Origin of the sequence: Aquincola agrisoli (assembly GCF_036621135.1) — a bacterium.
GTDB classification, from domain to species: domain Bacteria; phylum Pseudomonadota; class Gammaproteobacteria; order Burkholderiales; family Burkholderiaceae_C; genus Aquincola; species Aquincola agrisoli.
The window spans coordinates 170079-187938 of record NZ_JAZIBG010000019.1 but is presented as its reverse complement, the minus strand read 5'-3'; the positions used below and the strand labels follow the sequence as shown (position 1 = coordinate 187938).

The following is a 17860-nucleotide window of genomic DNA, read 5'->3' as shown; positions in this document are numbered from 1 at the left end:
GCGTCAGTTGAAGGCTTTGATGTCCGTGTACTTCACGGTGCCGGAGCGGCTGAGCTGCAGTTGCAGGGAATCGCCGGTGCTCACGGCGTCGACCGTGTCGCGCATCAGCGGCGTCGCGGTCACGGTGCTGGCGCCGCTCTTGGCGACGACGCGGAAGCTCTGCCCGTTGGAGGCGGCGACGCCCTCGGGAGGCTTCCAGTCGAAGCTGTGGCGGCCCGTTGTCTGCGCGCCGAGGTTGACCGTGTCGAGCAGCTGCCCGCTGCCGCTGAGGATCTCGATCTTCACCGAGTCGGCGGCGCCGCCCAGGTCGAAGCCGCCCTGGACCACGCCGGCGTCGTTGGTCGACAGCTTGTTGCCGGCGACGATGACGTCGGTGCCGACGAGCGTCGCGCCCTGCAGCGCCTGCATCTGGACGAACTGCGCGTTCAGCCCGTCGACGGTGGTGTTCAGCTTCTCGATGCCGGTGACGGTGTTGATCTGCGCGATCTGGCTCGTCACCTGCGCGTTGTCCATCGGGTTCAGCGGATCCTGGTTCTGCATCTGGGCGACGAGCAGCTTCAGGAAGCGGTCGCTGCCGTCGGACTCCTTGGTCGTCGTGGCGCCGCCGTAGTTGAAGCCGTTGCCGTCGTAGCTGACGCCGGCCACAGGAGATGTGCTCATCGGGGACGTTCCTCAGCTTCAGCCCTGGCCCATCTGCAGCGTCTTCTGCAGCAGGGACTTGGCGGTGTTCATGACTTCGATGTTGTTCTGGTAGGAACGCGAGGCGGAGATCATGTTGACGATCTCCTCGACCGCGTTGACGTTGCTGTACGTCACGTAGCCGTCGCCGTCGGCGCTCGGGTTCTTCGGGTCGTGCACGCGGCGGCCGGGCGTGTTGTCCTCCACCACGGTGGACACGCGCACGCCGGCGGCAGCGGCCACGCCGTCGGGCGGCAAGCCGCCCTGCACGGCCTGGGCCCCCATCAGCTCGGTCTGGAAGACCACCTGGCGCGCCTTGTAGGCGGTGCCGTCGGGTCCCGCCACGGTGTCGGCATTGGCCAGGTTGGAGGCCACGGTGTTGAGCCGCTGGCTCTGCGCGCTGACCGCGCTGCCGGACACGTTGAAGATCTGGAACATGCTCATGGGAGCTCCCCGTGACGCGCGCGCCGCGTCATTGCGCCTGGCCCTTGATCGCGTCGACCATCGTGCGCACACTGCCGCCGAGGAAGCGCAGCGCGGCCTCGTACTTCAGGGTGTTGTCGACGAAGGTGGCGCGCTCGCGGTCCATGTCGACCGTGTTGCTGTCGAGGCTGGTCTGGCTGGCGGCGGCGTAGCGCATCTCGGGGCCGCCGGCCATGCCGCCCGAAGCCTGCAGGTGGCCCGCGGCCGTGGCCTTGAGCTGCGATGCCGCGCTGCGGTCGCCGATGGCGCTGCGCAAAGCCTGCGAAAAGTTCATGTCGCGCGCCACATAGCCCGGCGTGTCCGCGTTGGCGATGTTGCTGGCGATGAGCTGATGGCGCTCCGAGCGCAGCGTCAAGGCCTGCGCCTGGAAGTTCAGCGTGTCGGTGAGGCGATCAATCATGCAAGGTCCCCTGCGGCAAGGCCTGCCGGGCTGTGCGGCCATTGTCGACAGCCCCCCCTTGCGGATCAGCGCGAATAGCAAGGTCAATCGAGGCTACTTCGCTGCCTGCGGGCCCGCCCGCCGAACCTACATTGGCCGCCGTGGAACAAGCCTCCTTCCCCGCAGTGGACCGACCCTGCCGCAGCGCCGCCGCGCAACGGGTGCGCGGTGCTGCGCGCGCGCTGATGCTCATGCTGATGCTGCTGGCCGCCTGGATCGCCCTGCTCGCCCCGGCCCATGCCCAGCAGGCACCGCGCGGCGTGGACGCCGCGCTGGCGGGCCAGGTGCGCGAACTGGCGGCCGCGGCCTCGCGCGCCGCCGTCCCGGGCATGCGGGTGGAGATCGGACTCGGGGAACTCGACCCTCGGCTGCGGCTCGCCCCCTGCCAGCAGGTGCAGCCCTACCTGCCGCCGGGCGTGCGGCTGTGGGGCAAGGCCCGGATCGGCCTGCGCTGCCTACAGGGGCCGACACGCTGGAACGTCTACCTGCCGATCACGGTACAGGTGTTCGCGCAGTCCCTGGTCGCCACGCGGGCGCTGGCCACCGGCACCACCCTGGAGATCGGCGACCTCGCGCCCGCCGAGATCGACATCGCGGCCGAAGGCTCCCCGGCCGTACGGGAAGCAGGCATCGCCCTCGGGCGCACGCTCGCCCGGCCGCTGGCCGCGGGCGACGGCCTGCACCAGCGCGACCTGCGGGCACGCCAATGGTTCGCGGCAGGCGAGGTCGTGCGCGTCGTCGCGCAGGGCAGCGGCTACCGCGTGGCGGGCGAAGCCTTGGCGATGTCGGCGGGGATCGAAGGCCAATCCGTGCGCGTGCGCACCGATTCGGGCCGCATCCTGAGCGGTGTCGCCGTCGCCGAACGCCAGGTGGAGATCACCCTTTGAAGAAAATTCTGGGAGCAGGCCCTAAAGTCGCGGCAGCGGCCACCGATACAACGACCATGTTGAAAAGGCGGCCCCTCCCCGCTGTCAGGAGCACTCCATGAAGATCGGTTCCCTCGAGAACAAGGCGCTGACGCCGCTTGCCGGCGAACGCACGCCGGCTCCCGCGGCCAAGACCGAGAAGTCTGCGCCGGAGTCGAGCACCCAGGTCACGCTGTCGCCGACCGCCACGTCTTTGGGCGACACGGGTGCCGAGTTCGACGCCGCCAAGGTCGAACGCATCTCGGCGGCGATCCGCGACGGCAAGTTCCAGGTCAACGCCGAAGCGATCGCCGACAAGCTCATCTCGAACGCCCAGGAATTGCTGAACCGCAACGCGCGCTGAGCGTTGCACCCATCGCCCGCCACCCGCGCTGGCGGCGCCCTGTGCGCCGGCAGCGCTCGCCCCATCACGCCTCGCAGCACCTGTAACCCGAAGTCACCATGCTGAACCCCGCCACCACCGCCGGTCCCTCGTCGAAGAGCCTGGATCTGGAGGTCGCGCTCGCTGCGGTGGAACGGCATTTGACGAGCCTGGGGCAGGCGCTGCACGACAGCAACGCTTCCGCCATCGAGTTGCAGGCCAGCGAACTGCACCGCTCGCTGGCCACGGCGGTCAACCGCTTTGCGCAGGCGGCCCGCCAGGGCGGCGTGCCGCCTGCGTTGCGCGAGCGGCTGGCTCAGGCCAGCGGCCGTGTGGCCGCACAACGCGAGAGCCTGGCCCGCGCCACGGCGGCGCTGGACCGCGCCATCGACACGCTGATGCCAGGCCAGGGCAACAACGCCAGCCTCTACGGCGCCAACGGCGCCGCCGACCGCGGCAGTTCCACGGGCGTCGTGCAGGCCTGATCAGCCCTCGCCCGCCCCCGGGGGCGGGCCTTGGCGGATCAGCGCGACGGTGGCCAGCACCAGATCCGCGATAAGTTCCTCGTCCAGCGGCTGGCTGTAACGCCACTTGAGGTGGCGCAGGCCGCGGCCGGTGCCCTCCAGCATCGGAAACCGGTGCATCAGCGCCGCGCCCCGGAACACCTGCAGGTGCAGGTGCGTCTTGTACGGCGCGATCGCCAGCGCGTGGAAATGGTTGACGGTGAAGATCAGGTTGCCCCACTTCACCGCCTGCCCGAGCGACGGCGAAGCCGCGAGCACCAGGGCCTGCAGCCTGCGCGCAGCAGGCTGGTGCTGCGGCGGCAGCATGTCGAACCAGGCCTCGATCAAGGCGGCGGAGCGCACCAGGTGACGCATGAAGCTCTCTTCTGTCCTGCTAGAGATTGCGTGCGTCGAAGGTATTGCAGTCGTTCATGTTGCCGGACGTCATCCCCCGCTTGAACCACGATACACGCTGCGCGCTGGTGCCGTGGGTGAAGCTCTCGGGCACCACGGTGCCCTGCGACTGCCGCTGCAAGGTGTCGTCGCCGATGCGCGAGGCCGCGTTCAGAGCCTCCTCGACGTCGCCCTGCTCGAGCCAGCCCTTGCCTTGCTGCGAATCGTGCGTCCAGACGCCGGCCAAGCAGTCCGCCTGCAGTTCGAGCCGCACCGACAGCGCGTTCATCTGCGCTTCCGACACCTTGCCGCGCATGGCATCGACCTTGCCGGAGATGCCCAGCAGGTTCTGCACGTGGTGGCCCACCTCGTGGGCGATGACGTAGGCCTGGGCAAAGTCGCCCGGGGCGCCGAGCCGCTGCTGCAAGGTATCGAAGAAATCGAGGTCGATGTAGACCTTCTGGTCGCCCGGGCAGTAGAACGGGCCCATCGCGGACTGGCCCGTTCCGCAGGCGGTGCCCACGGCGCCGCGGAACAGCACGAGCTTGGGCTCGCGGTATTCCGCACCGCCACGACGGAGTTGGGCGCGCCAGACGTCTTCGGTGTCCGCCAGCACGGTGGACACGAAGGCCGCCGCGCGGTCGGTGGCCGGCGGCGCGGCGGCCGGGCCCTGCTGGGTCGTCGGCGCGCCGCCGCCGCCCTCCATCAAGCCGAGGATCGTCAAGGGATTGATGCCGAAAATCCAGCCGGCCACCAGCGCGACGGCGACGCCGCCCAGGCCGATGCTGCGCCCGCCGAGCCTGCCACCACCGCCGCCAGCACGCCGATCTTCGACGTTGCTGCTCTGCCGCTCACCTTCCCATTTCATCGTCGCCTCCTTCCGCCTGGGTTATCACCGCCGCGGGCGAAAGGTGCAAGCCCTAGGCCTTCGGCAGTGTCACGCCGCGCTGGCCCTGGTACTTGCCACCGCGATCCTTGTAGCTGGTTTCGCAGACCTCGTCGCTCTCGAAGAACAATACCTGCGCACATCCCTCGCCCGCGTAGATCTTCGCAGGCAGCGGGGTGGTGTTGCTGAACTCCAGCGTCACGTAGCCTTCCCACTCGGGCTCGAACGGGGTGACGTTAACGATGATGCCGCAACGTGCATAGGTGCTCTTGCCCAGGCAAATAGTGAGCACGTTGCGGGGAATGCGGAAGTACTCCACCGTGCGCGCCAGCGCGAAGCTGTTGGGCGGGATGATGCACACGTCGCCCTCGAAATCCACGAAGCTCTTCTCGTCGAAGTTCTTCGGGTCGACGATCGTCGAGTTGATGTTGGTGAAGATCTTGAACTCGGGCGCGCAGCGGATGTCGTAGCCGTAGCTGCTGGTGCCATAGCTGACGATGCGGTGGCCGTCGGCGGACTGGCGCACCTGCCCGGGCTCGAACGGCTCGATCATGCCGTGCTGCTCGGCCATGCGGCGAATCCAGCGGTCGCTCTTGATGCTCATGCGGGGGCTGCTCCTGAGAAGGCCGGATTGTAGGCAGCGCCCCGGGCCCGGCTCAGCGGCGCGGGGCGCGCAGGCGGCGCCAGCGGGCGGTCCGGGCGTCGATCGAACGCATCAACGGGCCGGTGAGCTCGATCTCGATCGGCCGCCGCAGCAGGTGCACGATCCCGACGGCGCAGGCGGCCACCAAGGCCGACGCCAGCACGTCCGACGGGAACTGGACCCCCAGGTAGACGCGGGACCACCCCACCAGCAACCCCAGCGGCAGCAGGACGCCGCCCAGGGCGGCCAGGGTCGGCCGAAGCACGAGGGCGCCGAACGCGAGGCTCCACAGCACGGTGACGTGCACACTCGGGAACCCCGACGGCAGCAGCGGATGCAGGTACTGGTGGCCCAGCGAGAGATCGGCCGGCCGGGGCTGCGGGAACACCAGGGCGATCAGCAACGCCAGCACCGCGGCGAGCACGGCCCCAAACATCACCCGTGCCATCGATCGCCGCACCGCCGCCGGCCCCACCACCAGCGTGACGCCCACGGCCACCAGCGCCATCCAGGCGACATGGCTGGACAGCCACCGCAACAGGAGCAGCCAGCCGCCGTGCAGGCCCTCCGATGCGTTGAACACTTCGAACAAATCCCGGTCGGACATCCATGCGCTCCCGCATCTAGGCAAGTTCTGGCGGATCGGCACACGGCGAGGAAGTTCCTGGTCGCGTCGGAAGCGCAGCGCTGCTATCGTCACCGCCATCACGCACACGTTTTCTGGAGACACCGCCATGCGCAAGGCCAACGATCTCTTGGTGCACTACGCCACCTTCCACCGCGACCCCCGCAACATTGCGACGCATTTCGTCGGCATCCCGCTGATCGTCTTCGCCATCGGCGTGCTGCTCGCGCGGCCCGAGGTCGAGACCGGGCTGCTGCCGCTGACGCCGGCATGGCTGGCCTGGGCGCTGGCGACACTCTGGTACCTCACGCGGGGCCACCTGGCGGTGGGTGCGGCGGTCAGCCTGATGAACGGCGTCCTGCTGGTGCTGGCCCACGCCATGGCCGGCGGCAGCGTCGTTCAATGGCTGGGCTGGGGCCTCGGCAGCTTCCTGCTGGGCTGGCTGATCCAGTTCATCGGCCATTACTACGAGGGCCGCAAGCCCGCTTTCGTGGACGACATCACCGGCCTGCTCGTCGGGCCGATGTTCGTCGCGGCGGAGGCGCTTTTCGCCCTCGGGTACTGCCGATCGCTGCTGGCCGACATCGAGCGGCGCGCCGGCCCCACGGCGTTGCGCGACCTGCACAGCCCGGCATGAAGCAGCTGATGGCGCTTGCGGCCTGGGCCGCCCTCGGTGCCGCAGGGCTGGCCGCCTGCGCGGCACCGGCCGTCGGTCCCGCCGCGCCGCGGGCCGCGGGCGCGGCGCCCGAACGGGATGCCCTGGCCGCCGCGATCGGCGATGCCGCCTGCACCGAAGACGTCCAGTGCCGCACGGTGCCGGTCGGGCGCAAGGCCTGCGGCGGGCCGCAGGCCTGGTGGGCCTGGTCGACGGCGCAGGGCGACGGCGCGCGCATCGCCCAAGCCGCGGCCCGCTACACGCAGGCCAGCAGCGCGGCCGTGCAGGAGTCGGGCCGCATGTCGACCTGCTCCATCGTGCCCGACCCGGGCGCGGTGTGCACCGCCGGCCGCTGCACCCTGCGCGTGCCGGCGCTCCTGCGGTAGCCCGCGCCGAGCGCTCAGGTGTTCTTCGAGACGGTGATCGTCGGGAACTTGGACGAAAAATCCTTCGCCTTGCCGGCGACCGTCACCGCCACGCGGCGCGCCACGGCCTTGTAGAGCGCCGCTACCTCGCCGTCGGGCTCGCTGACGACGGTGGGCCGGCCCGAATCGGCCTGCTCGCGGATCGACAGCTTCAGCGGCAGCGCGCCGAGGTAGTCGATGCCGAACTCCGCCGCCATCTTCTTGCCGCCTTCCGCACCGAAGATGTGTTCCGCGTGCCCGCAGTTGGAGCAGACGTGCACCGCCATGTTCTCGACGACACCGAGGATGGGCACGCCGACCTTCTCGAACATCTTCAGGCCCTTGCGAGCATCGAGCAGCGCAATGTCCTGGGGCGTGGTGACGATCACCGCGCCCGTCAGCGGCACGCGCTGGCACAGCGACAACTGGATGTCGCCGGTGCCAGGCGGCATGTCGACGATCAGGTAGTCGAGCGCCTGCCAGTTGGTCTGCCGCAGCAGCTGGTCCAGCGCCTGCGTGACCATCGGTCCGCGCCAGATCATGGCCTGGTCGGGCTCGACGAGGAAGCCAATGGACATCACCTGCACGCCGTGGCCGCGCAGCGGCTCCATGGTCTTGCCGTCCAGGCTCTCGGGGCGGCCGTCGATGCCCAGCATCATCGGCTGGCTCGGGCCATAGATGTCCGCATCGAGCACCCCGACGCTCGCCCCTTCGGCTGCCAGCGCGAGGGCAAGGTTGGCCGCGGTGGTGCTCTTGCCCACGCCGCCCTTGCCCGAGGCCACCGCGATCACGTTCTTCACGCCCGGCAGCAGCTGCACGCCGCGCTGCACCGCGTGCGCAACGACCGCGCTCGACAGGTTGACGCTGACGTTGCCGACGCCGGGCACCGCCCGGGCCGCCGCCACCAGCGCCTTGCGCAGCGCCGGAAAGAGGCTCTGCGCCGGGTAGCCGAGCTGCACATCGAAGGATACGTCGGCGCCGTCGACGCGCAGGTTGCGCAGCTGCTTGGTGGCAACGAAGTCCTGGCCGGTATGCGGATCGACGACGGACTTCAAGGCTTCGAGCAGCGCAGTTTCGGTGGGGCTGGACATGGAGGGCGGCCGCAGGCCGGTCAAGGAACGATGTGCGAAGCAGTCTAACGAAAGCGCCGCATCGGCACGGACCAGGGCCTTGCGCCGGCTGCGGCGCCGGCACCGGGCTTGCAGGTGCTCACAGGCCCCCGGCGCATCGCGTCTATGCTCGCCGGCCCGGCCTCAGCCGCCGTCTTGAAGAACCACCCACCCCACAGCAAACGCATGAACCCAAAGTCCTCCCTGGATCGACGCACCTTCGTGGCAGCCGGCGGCGCCTCGCTCGCGCTGGCCAGCCTGGGTTGGCCCGCCCAGGCGCTGGCCAGCAGCGGCCTGCGGCTCGGGCCCTCGCAGAACTTCTCCTTCGACGCCCTGGTGGCGCAGGCGCGGGCCCTCGCGGTGCGGCCGCAGGCGCCTGCGCCGGCCCTGCCGCGCGAGGTGCTGGAACGCATCGACTACGAAGCCCACGGCAAGATCCGGTTCGACACCTCGAAGGCACTGTTCAGGGACGGCCCCGGCGCCTTCCCCGTCACGTTCTTCCACCTCGGCCGCTATTTCCAGGCGCCGGTGCACATGCACGTGCTGCAGGCGCAGGGCGCCGGATTCGCTTCCCGCGAGATCCTCTACTCGCCGGCCTACTTCGACATGCCGGCCGACAGCCCGGCGCGCCAGCTGCCCGAGGGCGCAGGCTTCGCGGGCTTCCGCTTCCAGGAAAGCCGGCTGGGCGACCAGTCCAAGCTCGACTGGAAGAACAACGACTGGGTCGCTTTCCTCGGCGCCTCTTACTTCCGTGCCATCGGCGAGCTGTACCAATACGGGCTGTCGGCGCGCGGCGTGCTCGTCGACGCGGCCGTGCCGGGAGTGGCGGAGGAGTTTCCGGCCTTCACGCACTTCTACTTCGAGCCGCCCGCGAACGGCGGCTCGGTGGTCACGGTCCATGCGCTGCTGGAAGGCCCGAGCATCACCGGCGCCTACCGCTTCGCGATGCGCCGCGACGCCGCGGTCGTGATGGACGTGGACTGCCAGCTCTTCCTGCGCCGCGACGTCGCGCGGCTGGGGCTGGCGCCGCTGACGTCGATGTACTGGTACTCCGAGACCGTCAAGCCGACCGCGATCGACTGGCGGCCGGAAGTCCACGATTCGGACGGCCTCGCGCTCTGGACGGGCGGCGGCGAACGCATCTGGCGGCCGCTGAACAACCCCGCGCAGACGATCGCCTCGTCCTTCGGGGACACGCGGCCGCGCGGCTTCGGCCTCTGGCAGCGCGACCGCGACTTCAACCACTACCTGGACGGCGTCGCCTACGACCGCCGCCCCGGCCTGTGGGTGGAACCTCTGGGCGACTGGGGCGAAGGCGCGGTGCAGCTGATCGAGATCCCGACCGACGACGAGATCCACGACAACACCGTCGCGTGCTGGGTGCCCAAGGCGCCCGCCACCGCCGGCAGCAGCTACCAGCTGCGCTACCGCCTGCACTGGACCGACAAGGAGCCCTTCCCCACCCCGCTGGCGCAGTGCGTGGCGACCCGCCTGGGCCGTGGCGGCCAGCCCGGCCAGCCGCGGCCGCCGGGGGTGCGCAAGTTCATGGTCGAGTTCATCGGCGGACCGCTGAAAGACCTTCCGTTCGGCGTCAAGCCCGAAGCGGTGCTGTCCGCTGCCAGCGGCAAGTTCTCGTACGTCTTCACCGAGGCCGTGCCCAACGGCGTGCCGGGCCACTGGCGTGCGCAGTTCGACTTCACCGCCGAAGGCACGGCGCCGGTCGACATGCGGCTGTACCTGCGCAGCGGCGACCAGACGCTGTCGGAGACCTGGCTCTACCAGTTCCACCCGTTCTGACACCCGCGCGGCCTGCGGGCATACGTGTTGCCACGCATGGAGCCTGTCTCGCACCAAGGACTCCATGCAACGCAGAACATTGCTCGGCGCCCTCGGCGCCACCGCCGGCCTGGGTGCCCTCCCGCTGCTGTCGCCTGCCGCACAGGCCGCCGGCCTGAAGCCCCTGGGCAAGGCCGCGCCGTTCGACTATGCCCGGCTCAAGGGACGGGCCCGGCAGCTGAGCGCCGCGGCGTACCGCGCGCCCGCCAACGTGCTGCCGCCGGACATCGCCGCGCTGGACTGGGACCAGTACCAGGCCATCCAGTTCAAGGCCGACCATGCGCTGTGGGCCGACGAGGCGCTGCGCTTCCAGGTGCGGCTCTTCCACCTCGGGCTCTTCTTCAAGCGACCGGTGCACATGTTCGAAGTGCACGACGGGCAGGCCCAGGAGCTGGCCTACGACCCCGCGATGTTCGACTACGGCAAGAGCGGCCTCGTGGGCGAGAAGCAGCCGGCCGACCTCGGGTTCGCGGGCTTCCGCATCAACTTCCACACGGACTTCAAGCTCGACGTGGCGGCGTTCCTCGGTGCCAGCTACTTCCGGGCGGTGGGTGCTTCGCGCCAGTACGGCCTGTCGGCTCGCGGGCTGGCCATCGACACGGCGATGCAGCGGCCGGAAGAGTTCCCGGACTTCACGGAGTTCTACCTCGAGCGGCCGGACCCGCGCTCGGACGTGGTCGTGGTGTACGCGCTGCTCGACTCCCCCAGCGTGGCCGGCGCCTACCGCTTCGCCATCGCGCCCGGCGATACGCTGCTGATGGACGTCGACGCCGCGCTGTACCCGCGCAAGCCGATCGAACGGCTCGGCATCGCGCCCTGCACCAGCATGTACCAGACCGGCGAGAACGACCGTCGCATGGCCAACGACTGGCGGCCGGAGATCCACGACTCCGATGGCCTGGCCATGCACACCGGCAGCGGCGAATGGATCTGGCGGCCGCTGACGAACCCGGTCTCGCTGGGCTTCAACGCCTTCGCCGACCGCCAGCCCCGCGGCTTCGGCCTGTTGCAGCGCGACCGCGACTTCGAGCACTACCAGGACGACGGCGTGTTCTACGACCGACGGCCCAGCCTGTGGGTCGAGCCCAAGGGCGACTGGGGCGACGGCTCGGTGCAGCTGGTCGAGATCCCGACGGTCGACGAGACCTTCGACAACATCGTCGCGTTCTGGCATCCGGCCGCGCCGGTGAAGGCCGGCCAGGAGCTGCTGGTGGCCTATCGCCTGCATTGGGGCGCGGAGCCGCCGGTGCAGCCGCCGGCCGCCCGCTGCGTGGCGACCCGCACCGGGCTCGGCGGCGTGATCGGCCGCCAGCGTCCGCACTGGTCGTGGCGCTTCGCGGTGGACTTCGCGGGCGGCGAGCTGGCGAAGCTGGGCGACGCGGCGGACGTGGAGCCGGTGATCACCGCGTCGCGCGGGCGCATCGAGATCCCGTCGGCGCGGCCGCTGGCTTCGGTGAACGGCTACCGGCTGATGTTCGACCTCGCCCCTGACGACAGCACGGAGCAGATCACGCTGCGGGCGTACCTGCGCAGCGGGGGCCGGGCGCTGAGCGAGACCTGGCTCTACCAGTGGTCGCCGCCGCCGGTGGCGCAGCGCGTGTTGCCGTAGGCCCGGGCCGGCCGCACCGCTTTCCTACAATGTCCGGCCGTTCCGGAGCCATCAACGCCGGGCGGCACCACCATGACCCGCAAACTCTTCGTCACCACCGCCCTGCCCTACGCCAACGCGCCCTTCCACATCGGCCACATGATGGAGTACATCCAGGCCGACATCTGGGTGCGGCACCAGCGCATGCAGGGCCACGAGGTGCACTTCGTCTGCGCCGACGACGCGCACGGCGCGCCGATCATGATCGCGGCCGAGAAGGCGGGCAAGACACCGCAGCAGTTCGTGGCCGACATCGCCGCGGGCCGCAAGCAGTACCTCGACGGCTTCCACATCGGCTTCGACAACTGGCACTCGACCGACGGCCCCGAGAACCACGAGCTGGCGCAGGACATCTACCGCGCGCTGCGCAAGGCCGGCCTGATCGCCGAGCGCTCGATCGAGCAGTTCTTCGACCCGGTGAAGAGCATGTTCCTGCCCGACCGCTACGTGAAGGGCGAATGCCCCCGCTGCGGCGCCAAGGACCAGTACGGTGACAACTGCGAAGTGTGCGGCGCCGTGTATTCGCCCACCGAGCTGAAGAACCCGTACTCGGCCCTCTCGGGCGCCACGCCGGTGATGAAGACCAGCGTGCACTACTTCTTCCAGCTCTCGTCACAGCGCTGCCTGGACTTTTTGAAGGAATGGACGCACACGCCCGGCCGCCTGCAGCCCGAGGTGCTGAACAAGATCAGCGAGTGGTTCGCGGTCGACGAGCAGGGCCACGGCGGCCTGGCCGACTGGGACATCAGCCGCGACGCCCCGTACTTCGGCATTCGCATCCCGGACACCGACGACAAGTACTTCTACGTCTGGCTCGACGCACCGGTGGGCTACCTCGCCTCGCTGAAGAACTACTTCGGCAAGACCGGCCGCGACTTCGACGCCTTCTTCGCCGACCCGTCGGTGGAGCAGGTGCACTTCATCGGCAAGGACATCACCTACTTCCATACGCTGTTCTGGCCCGCGATGCTGCACTTCAGCGGCCGCAAGACGCCCGACCACATCAACGTGCACGGCTTCCTGCAGCTGAGCGGCGAAAAGATGAGCAAGAGCCGCGGCACGGGCCTGTCGCCGCTGAAGTACCTGGAGCTCGGCATGAACGCCGAGTGGCTGCGCTACTACCTGGCTGCCAAGCTCAACAGCCGTGTGGAAGACGTGGACTTCAACCCCGACGACTTCGTCGCCCGCGTCAACAGCGACCTGATCGGCAAGTACGTCAACATCGCCAGCCGCGCCGCAGGCTTCCTGAACAAGCGCTTCGAAGGCCGCGTGCTGCCGGTGGCCGAGCTGCCCGCCGGTGATGCCGCGATCCACGAGCAGCTCGTGGCAGCCCAGGCGGGCATCTGCAAGCTCTTCGATGAGCGCGAGTACGGCAAGGCGCTGCGCGACGTCATGGCGCTGGCCGACGTGGTGAACGGCTACACCGACGAGAACAAGCCCTGGGAACTGGCCAAGAAGCCTGAACAGGCGCAACGCCTCCACGAGGTGTGCAGCACGCTGATCCGCACGTTCGAGCTGCTGACGCGCATGCTCGCGGCGGTGCTGCCGGTCACGGCCGCACGCGCAGCGGCATTCCTGGGCGTGCGATTCGACCTCAGCGCGGGGCCGTCGCAGGTCACGCGCATCGGCGAGTACCAGCACCTGATGCAGCGGGTCGACCCGAAGCAGCTCGACGAACTGCTGGCTCCGCCGCTGGCGCCGAAGGTCGTTCCGGGCGGCGAGGACATCGCGCCGGAGATCAAGATCGACGATTTCGCGAAGGTCGACCTGCGCATCGCGAAGATCGTGAACGCCGAGGCCGTGGAAGGCAGCGAGAAGCTACTGCGGCTGACGCTCGATGCCGGCGAAGGCCGCACGCGCAACGTCTTCAGCGGGATCAAGTCGGCCTACGAGCCGGAGGATCTTATTGGCAAGCTCACCGTGCTGGTGGCCAACCTGGCGCCGCGCAAGATGAAGTTCGGCGTGAGTGAGGGCATGGTGCTGGCCGCATCGCATGCCGATGAAAAAGCCCAGCCCGGCATCTTCGTGCTCGAGCCGGGCCCGGGTGCGCAGCCCGGCATGCGGGTGCGCTGAACCGGCGGACGGGCGGCAGCAAGGCCGCCCGGTCGCGTCAGCCTTGCGGCTGGGCCTGACGGCGCCGGGCCACGGCACCCAGCAAGCCCAGGCCACCCAGCAGCAAGGCGTAGGTTTCGGGCTCCGGCACGGCGGCTACGGGCGTCAACATCATCATCGACTGGTAGTAGCCGTCTTGATCGTCCAGGAATGACACGGTGTAGGCCGATGAACGGTAGCCCACGGCGATCGTCGAGAAGTTGGTGCTCAAGTCGTTGACGATGGCGTCGTACAACGGCAAATAGTCAGCGTAGATCCAACCGCTGCCCGCGCTGAGACTGTCGCTCGAACCGTTGAAATCGGTAGCGATTTCCCACAGTACCTTGTTGAACTGGAAGCCGGTGTCGTCGGCCGTGCTGCCATGCACCACCGCGCTGTCGTAGTAGCGGTCGACCACGTAGTTGAACAGGTCGGTCGCGCGTGCGCCGGCATCCGGATGGGCGATGAGCCCCGTGGCATCGGTGTGCAGGGTGTAGGTGCGCGTCGTGTCCGATGACGGGAACCCATTGCCGTAGTCAATGCAGATGACCTGGCTGAACGACGGCAGCGGATCTCCGGTGCTGCCAGCCGCGTACTGGATGTTGCTCAGCGTGGCGGAATAGGCGCCGGCATGTTCGTTCCTGGTGAACGTCGCCTCGATGGTCGTGGCGAATGCGGGTGCAGACAGGCCCAAGGCGAGAGCGGCCACGAGGCGGGCAGGCTGAAAGTTCATTGATGAATCCAGATCTTCAAGGTGATCAGGGCTGATAAATAGCGCGCCCCGAGGAAGGATCCGGACTGTAAGCACGTCCAATTCTGCGCTCCACCCCCTGGATGGATGCGCATCTCGAACAATTTCACGGTTGGCGTCGGCAGGCATTCCAGTGCGTGTGCCAAGTCACGCCTCCCGCTCCCCGCGTTGTGTCAGCGCTGCACCGCCGCGCGCCGGCGTTGCCAAGCCAACAGCGCGACGCCCCCCAGCATGAGGGCATAGGTCGACGGCTCTGGCACCGGCGTGACCGCCAGGTCGCCGTGGATGCCCAGCGCGATGAACTGGGTAAATTGGCCGCCCGAGAAGTTGTTGTCGGACACCAGCAGCAAGGTCTTCTCCCCGTTGTGGTCCGCTCCCCAAGTCAGGCCTTCGACGTTGTCGAGCTTCAGGGCAGAGCCGTCGGCATTGACCAGCGTCCCGAGGTCCAGCAGCAGCGTCTTCTGCATGCTGGCGAAACCGGCGCCGGCCAGGCTGGACAAGCCCGCCACATCCGTCGCGCCCGCGGTGTCCGTCAGGTACAGCCGGATGTTGTTACCGACACCGGCCGCATAGCTGCGCTCCAGGGCGAGGAGCCGGCCCTCGCCCACGGCGAGCAGTTCGACAAGCCCGTTGTCGGCTGAGCCGCCGCCCACCGGCGCGGTGGGGATGGCATCGAGTTGGTACACGTACTCGGCGTTGCGCTGGCCGCTGGCGTAGTCGAACCGCGCGATGCGCACCTGCGTGCCGGCATCGACGGTGGCGATCCCGCCGTCCTGGGCCAACGCGCTCTCGGTGGCGACGTAGGCCGATTTGCCGTCGGCCGACAGCGTCAGGCTCTCGAACGCCAGGTTGTTGCGGATGCCGCTGTCGCCGGCCGCCTGGCCGCCCGGCGTGCCGACGGGCAGGTAGGTCTGCGGCACGCTGAATTCCCGCGCGTGGGTGCCGTCGAGGTAGGCCTCGCGCAGCGTCGGGTTCTGGAAGCCCGCGCCGGTGCGCTGGCCCTCGTTGGTCCACAGCAGCGTGGGACCGTTGGCGCCCCGCACCAGGCGGATCGATTCGCCATCGACCCGGTTCAGCCCGAAGGGCTCACCCTGCGGGTCGCGCAGCGTGGTCACGCCGGTGAACTGTACGCCCGCCGTGCCGGCCGTGTTGGAACGGCTGAACTGGCTGTAGTCGAGCGTCATGCGGTAGTAGTGCGCCGGGTTGTACTGGCTGCGGTCGTCGCTGATGGCCACGTAGGTCTGCGTGGCGGCGTCGTAGTCGATGCCCGACAGCCCGCCCACGCGCGTACCGGCGAAGGTGGTACTGGTCGACAGGACCGCCTGGCCGATGTAGTCGAACGAGACGGCGGCGCAGGCGCCTTGAGCGGCCAGCAGCAGCGCCGCGGCCGCCAGCGGATGGCGCAGGCGGGGCATGGAAACGAAACGGGTCATGTGCTCTCCTGGCAGGCATGTGGTTGGGGATCCGGGCCGGGATGCTCGCCAGCGCCTGTGACCACGCGATGAAGCGGACTGCGACAATCGGAGCGTGCCTGCGCACCCAGCCTCCTTCGACTCCCGCACGCTGTCGCCCTCGCGGCGGCGGCGGTTCATGGCGCGTGTCCACCATTGCGGGCCTCCGGCGCCCCGCGTTGAACGTGTTCACCCGTCCAACCTGCTGGAGACCGCATGCGCCCCGTTCCACTCCACCGCTTCCGCCCGCGGCTGCTCGACAGCCTGAAGGGCTACTCACGCCAACGCTTCGCCGCCGACGCCGGCGCCGGCCTGACGGTCGGCATCGTCGCGCTGCCGCTGGCCATGGCCTTCGCCATCGCCAGCGGCGTCAAGCCCGAGGCGGGCCTGTTCACCGCGATCATCGCGGGCTTCCTGATCTCCGCGCTGGGCGGCTCCAACGTGCAGATCGGCGGGCCGGCGGGCGCGTTCATCGTGATCGTCTACGGCATCGTCGAACGCTACGGCCTGGCCAACCTGCTGATCTCGACCATCCTCGCCGGCGTGCTGCTGTTCGTGATGGGCCTGCTGCGGCTGGGCGCTCTGGTGCGCTACGTGCCGGTGAACATCGTCATCGGCTTCACCAACGGCATCGCGGTGCTGATCGCGCTGTCGCAGGTGCGCGACCTGCTGGGGCTGCAGATCGACAAGCTGCCGGCAGACTTCTTCTCGCAGCTGCGCGCCTTCGGCCAGGCGCTGCACACCTTCAACCCCTATGCGTTCGCGCTGGGCATGCTGTGCTTCCTCGGCCTCTTCCTGTGGCCCCGGCTCTTCCGGCGCGGCCACGTGCTGCCGGGCGTGCAGTTGCCAGGCCGGCTCACCGAAGCGAGCTTCTTCATGGCCGCGGCGCGCATGCCGGGGCAGATCGTCGCGCTGGTCACGCTCACCACCGCCAGCACGCTGCTCGCGCTGCCGGTGGAGACCATCGGCTCGCGTTTTGGCGGCATCCCGCAGGCCTTGCCGGCCTTCGCGCTCCCGGCCTTCAGCTGGCAGACGGTGCAGCAGCTCTTTATCCCCACGCTGACGATCGCGCTGCTGGGCGCCGTCGAGTCGCTGTTGTGCGCCCGTGTGGCCGACAGCCTCGGTGCCGCGGCCTTCCCGCGCCACGATCCCAACCAGGAACTGATGGCCCAGGGCGTGGCCAACGTCGTCGCGCCGTTCTTCGGCGGCATTCCCGCCACCGGCACCATCGCGCGCACCGTCACCAACCTGCGCGCCGGCGCCGCGACGCCGGTGGCCGGCATGGTGCACGCCGCCACGCTGCTGCTCGTCGTGCTGCTGGCCGCGCCGCTGGCGCTGTACGTGCCGCTGGCCGTGCTCGCCGGCATCCTGCTCTTCGTCGCCTGGAACATGGGCGAGTGGCACGAGTTCGCACGGCTGCGGCAGTTCTCCTTCGCCTACCGCACCACGCTGCTCGGCACCTTCGTGCTGACGGTCGTGTTCGACCTGACGGTGGCCGTGCAGGTCGGCCTGGTGCTCGCGTGCGTCTTCTTCATCTGGCGCATGGGCACGTTGTTCCGCGCGGAGACCTCGGTGCCGCCGAGCCCCCCGGGCGTCCAGGTGGTCCATCTCTACGGCGCGCTCTTCTTCGGCGCGGTGGGCAAGGTCGAGGACCTGGCCGAGCACGTGCCGCCCGGCACGCGGCTGATGATCCTGGAAATGCACCGCCTGGTGTCGATGGACGCCTCGGGCCTGGACGCGCTGGTGCAACTGCATGGCGCACTGCAGCGGCGGGGCGTCCGGCTCGTCCTGGCCGACATGAACGAGCAACCGCGCTCGCTCGTGCAGCGCGGCGGCCTGGCGGCCCGGCTGGGCCCCGGCGGCATGGCCGATACGCTGGACGCCGCCCTGCGCAGCGCGGCCGAAGCAGCTGCCGGCACATCCGCCACGGTGGACGTGCCGCCTGCCGCCCCGGTGCCTGCGCCGAGGTTGTAACCGT

The 17860-nt window shown here is 69.3% G+C and carries 19 protein-coding genes; 9 read left to right on the top strand and 10 right to left on the bottom strand.

Annotated elements, in window-relative coordinates; genetic code table 11:
- Window positions 1–3 precede the first annotated feature (3 nt).
- From V4F39_RS07130 to flgB, 3 genes are read right to left on the bottom strand one after another with little or no spacing between them, the layout of a single operon-like run.
- Window positions 4–660, bottom strand: a complete 657-nt coding sequence (locus V4F39_RS07130) for a flagellar hook assembly protein FlgD (RefSeq protein ID WP_332288622.1) — start codon at window positions 658–660, stop codon at window positions 4–6.
- A gap of 18 nt (window positions 661–678) precedes the next feature.
- Window positions 679–1122 carry a flagellar basal body rod protein FlgC gene (gene flgC, locus V4F39_RS07125; RefSeq protein ID WP_332288621.1) on the bottom strand — a complete coding sequence of 148 codons (444 nt, stop codon included), beginning with the start codon at window positions 1120–1122 and terminating at the stop codon, window positions 679–681.
- A gap of 28 nt (window positions 1123–1150) precedes the next feature.
- Window positions 1151–1561, bottom strand: a complete 411-nt coding sequence (gene flgB / locus V4F39_RS07120) for a flagellar basal body rod protein FlgB (RefSeq protein WP_332288620.1) — start codon at window positions 1559–1561, stop codon at window positions 1151–1153.
- 140 nt (window positions 1562–1701) lie between these two features.
- On the opposite strand from flgB, the gene flgA reads away from it, so the two are divergent.
- The 3 genes from flgA to V4F39_RS07105 all read left to right on the top strand — a co-directional run bounded on the left by flgA (window position 1702) and on the right by V4F39_RS07105 (window position 3372).
- Entirely contained in the window at window positions 1702–2487 is a 786-nt protein-coding gene (flgA, locus tag V4F39_RS07115) for a flagellar basal body P-ring formation chaperone FlgA (protein WP_332288619.1), read from the top strand.
- A gap of 97 nt (window positions 2488–2584) precedes the next feature.
- Window positions 2585–2869, top strand: coding sequence for a flagellar biosynthesis anti-sigma factor FlgM (gene flgM, locus V4F39_RS07110; RefSeq protein ID WP_332288618.1), 285 nt, complete (start codon window positions 2585–2587; stop codon window positions 2867–2869).
- Window positions 2870–2967: 98 nt separating this feature from the next.
- On the top strand, window positions 2968–3372 hold the full coding sequence (locus tag V4F39_RS07105; protein WP_332288617.1) for a hypothetical protein: 405 nt from the start codon (window positions 2968–2970) through the stop codon (window positions 3370–3372).
- Here the strand turns inward: V4F39_RS07105 and V4F39_RS07100 are convergent, their stop codons facing one another.
- Genes V4F39_RS07100 through V4F39_RS07085 form a run of 4 tightly spaced genes read right to left on the bottom strand, consistent with a single transcriptional unit; the run spans window position 3373 to window position 5919 of the window.
- Window positions 3373–3765 carry a DUF1801 domain-containing protein gene (locus tag V4F39_RS07100; RefSeq protein ID WP_332288616.1) on the bottom strand — a complete coding sequence of 131 codons (393 nt, stop codon included), beginning with the start codon at window positions 3763–3765 and terminating at the stop codon, window positions 3373–3375.
- Window positions 3766–3784: 19 nt separating this feature from the next.
- Window positions 3785–4651 (bottom strand): KPN_02809 family neutral zinc metallopeptidase, encoded by an 867-nt coding sequence (gene ypfJ / locus V4F39_RS07095; RefSeq protein ID WP_332288615.1) that lies wholly within the window; start codon window positions 4649–4651, stop codon window positions 3785–3787.
- A gap of 52 nt (window positions 4652–4703) precedes the next feature.
- On the bottom strand, window positions 4704–5273 hold the full coding sequence (dcd, locus tag V4F39_RS07090) for a dCTP deaminase (RefSeq protein ID WP_332288614.1): 570 nt from the start codon (window positions 5271–5273) through the stop codon (window positions 4704–4706).
- Window positions 5274–5325: 52 nt separating this feature from the next.
- Entirely contained in the window at window positions 5326–5919 is a 594-nt protein-coding gene (locus V4F39_RS07085; RefSeq protein ID WP_332288613.1) for a phosphatase PAP2 family protein, read from the bottom strand.
- A gap of 127 nt (window positions 5920–6046) precedes the next feature.
- Between V4F39_RS07085 and V4F39_RS07080 the strand changes: the two genes are divergently transcribed.
- Together V4F39_RS07080 and V4F39_RS07075 are read left to right on the top strand one after the other, a co-directional pair.
- On the top strand, window positions 6047–6574 hold the full coding sequence (locus V4F39_RS07080) for an Mpo1 family 2-hydroxy fatty acid dioxygenase (protein WP_332288612.1): 528 nt from the start codon (window positions 6047–6049) through the stop codon (window positions 6572–6574).
- Window positions 6571–6978, top strand: coding sequence for a hypothetical protein (locus V4F39_RS07075; RefSeq protein WP_332288611.1), 408 nt, complete (start codon window positions 6571–6573; stop codon window positions 6976–6978). Before V4F39_RS07080 ends, V4F39_RS07075 begins: the two co-directional genes overlap by 4 nt.
- A 14-nt stretch (window positions 6979–6992) precedes the next feature.
- Here the strand turns inward: V4F39_RS07075 and apbC are convergent, their stop codons facing one another.
- On the bottom strand, window positions 6993–8087 hold the full coding sequence (gene apbC / locus V4F39_RS07070; RefSeq protein ID WP_332288610.1) for an iron-sulfur cluster carrier protein ApbC: 1095 nt from the start codon (window positions 8085–8087) through the stop codon (window positions 6993–6995).
- A gap of 204 nt (window positions 8088–8291) precedes the next feature.
- Here apbC and V4F39_RS07065 point away from each other — a divergent pair, with 204 nt between their 5' ends.
- From V4F39_RS07065 to metG, 3 genes are all read left to right on the top strand, one after another.
- Window positions 8292–9902 carry an OpgD/OpgG family glucan biosynthesis protein gene (locus V4F39_RS07065; protein ID WP_332288609.1) on the top strand — a complete coding sequence of 537 codons (1611 nt, stop codon included), beginning with the start codon at window positions 8292–8294 and terminating at the stop codon, window positions 9900–9902.
- 64 nt (window positions 9903–9966) lie between these two features.
- Window positions 9967–11550, top strand: coding sequence for an OpgD/OpgG family glucan biosynthesis protein (locus V4F39_RS07060; protein ID WP_332288608.1), 1584 nt, complete (start codon window positions 9967–9969; stop codon window positions 11548–11550).
- 72 nt (window positions 11551–11622) lie between these two features.
- Window positions 11623–13662, top strand: a complete 2040-nt coding sequence (gene metG, locus V4F39_RS07055; RefSeq protein WP_332288607.1) for a methionine--tRNA ligase — start codon at window positions 11623–11625, stop codon at window positions 13660–13662.
- A gap of 37 nt (window positions 13663–13699) precedes the next feature.
- Here metG and V4F39_RS07050 read toward each other — a convergent pair whose 3' ends face one another.
- Together V4F39_RS07050 and V4F39_RS07045 are read right to left on the bottom strand one after the other, a co-directional pair.
- Window positions 13700–14413, bottom strand: a complete 714-nt coding sequence (locus V4F39_RS07050) for a PEP-CTERM sorting domain-containing protein (RefSeq protein ID WP_332288606.1) — start codon at window positions 14411–14413, stop codon at window positions 13700–13702.
- 191 nt (window positions 14414–14604) lie between these two features.
- Window positions 14605–15864, bottom strand: coding sequence for an esterase-like activity of phytase family protein (locus V4F39_RS07045; protein ID WP_332288605.1), 1260 nt, complete (start codon window positions 15862–15864; stop codon window positions 14605–14607).
- A 234-nt stretch (window positions 15865–16098) separates the two neighbouring features.
- Here V4F39_RS07045 and V4F39_RS07040 point away from each other — a divergent pair, with 234 nt between their 5' ends.
- Entirely contained in the window at window positions 16099–17856 is a 1758-nt protein-coding gene (locus V4F39_RS07040; protein ID WP_332288604.1) for a SulP family inorganic anion transporter, read from the top strand.
- Window positions 17857–17860 lie beyond the last annotated feature (4 nt).

Bases quoted from the DNA above. Each gene is read 5' to 3' on its own strand.
- V4F39_RS07130 (WP_332288622.1), bottom strand. From the start codon at position 660: ATGAGCACATCTCCTGTGGCCGGCGTCAGCTACGACGGCAACGGCTTC.
- flgC (WP_332288621.1), bottom strand. From the start codon at position 1,122: ATGAGCATGTTCCAGATCTTCAACGTGTCCGGCAGCGCGGTCAGCGCG.
- flgB (WP_332288620.1), bottom strand. From the start codon at position 1,561: ATGATTGATCGCCTCACCGACACGCTGAACTTCCAGGCGCAGGCCTTG.
- flgM (WP_332288618.1), top strand. From the start codon at position 2,585: ATGAAGATCGGTTCCCTCGAGAACAAGGCGCTGACGCCGCTTGCCGGC.
- V4F39_RS07105 (WP_332288617.1), top strand. From the start codon at position 2,968: ATGCTGAACCCCGCCACCACCGCCGGTCCCTCGTCGAAGAGCCTGGAT.
- V4F39_RS07100 (WP_332288616.1), bottom strand. From the start codon at position 3,765: ATGCGTCACCTGGTGCGCTCCGCCGCCTTGATCGAGGCCTGGTTCGAC.
- ypfJ (WP_332288615.1), bottom strand. From the start codon at position 4,651: ATGAAATGGGAAGGTGAGCGGCAGAGCAGCAACGTCGAAGATCGGCGT.
- dcd (WP_332288614.1), bottom strand. From the start codon at position 5,273: ATGAGCATCAAGAGCGACCGCTGGATTCGCCGCATGGCCGAGCAGCAC.
- V4F39_RS07085 (WP_332288613.1), bottom strand. From the start codon at position 5,919: ATGTCCGACCGGGATTTGTTCGAAGTGTTCAACGCATCGGAGGGCCTG.
- V4F39_RS07080 (WP_332288612.1), top strand. From the start codon at position 6,047: ATGCGCAAGGCCAACGATCTCTTGGTGCACTACGCCACCTTCCACCGC.
- V4F39_RS07075 (WP_332288611.1), top strand. From the start codon at position 6,571: ATGAAGCAGCTGATGGCGCTTGCGGCCTGGGCCGCCCTCGGTGCCGCA.
- apbC (WP_332288610.1), bottom strand. From the start codon at position 8,087: ATGTCCAGCCCCACCGAAACTGCGCTGCTCGAAGCCTTGAAGTCCGTC.
- V4F39_RS07065 (WP_332288609.1), top strand. From the start codon at position 8,292: ATGAACCCAAAGTCCTCCCTGGATCGACGCACCTTCGTGGCAGCCGGC.
- V4F39_RS07060 (WP_332288608.1), top strand. From the start codon at position 9,967: ATGCAACGCAGAACATTGCTCGGCGCCCTCGGCGCCACCGCCGGCCTG.
- metG (WP_332288607.1), top strand. From the start codon at position 11,623: ATGACCCGCAAACTCTTCGTCACCACCGCCCTGCCCTACGCCAACGCG.
- V4F39_RS07050 (WP_332288606.1), bottom strand. From the start codon at position 14,413: ATGAACTTTCAGCCTGCCCGCCTCGTGGCCGCTCTCGCCTTGGGCCTG.
- V4F39_RS07045 (WP_332288605.1), bottom strand. From the start codon at position 15,864: ATGACCCGTTTCGTTTCCATGCCCCGCCTGCGCCATCCGCTGGCGGCC.
- V4F39_RS07040 (WP_332288604.1), top strand. From the start codon at position 16,099: ATGCGCCCCGTTCCACTCCACCGCTTCCGCCCGCGGCTGCTCGACAGC.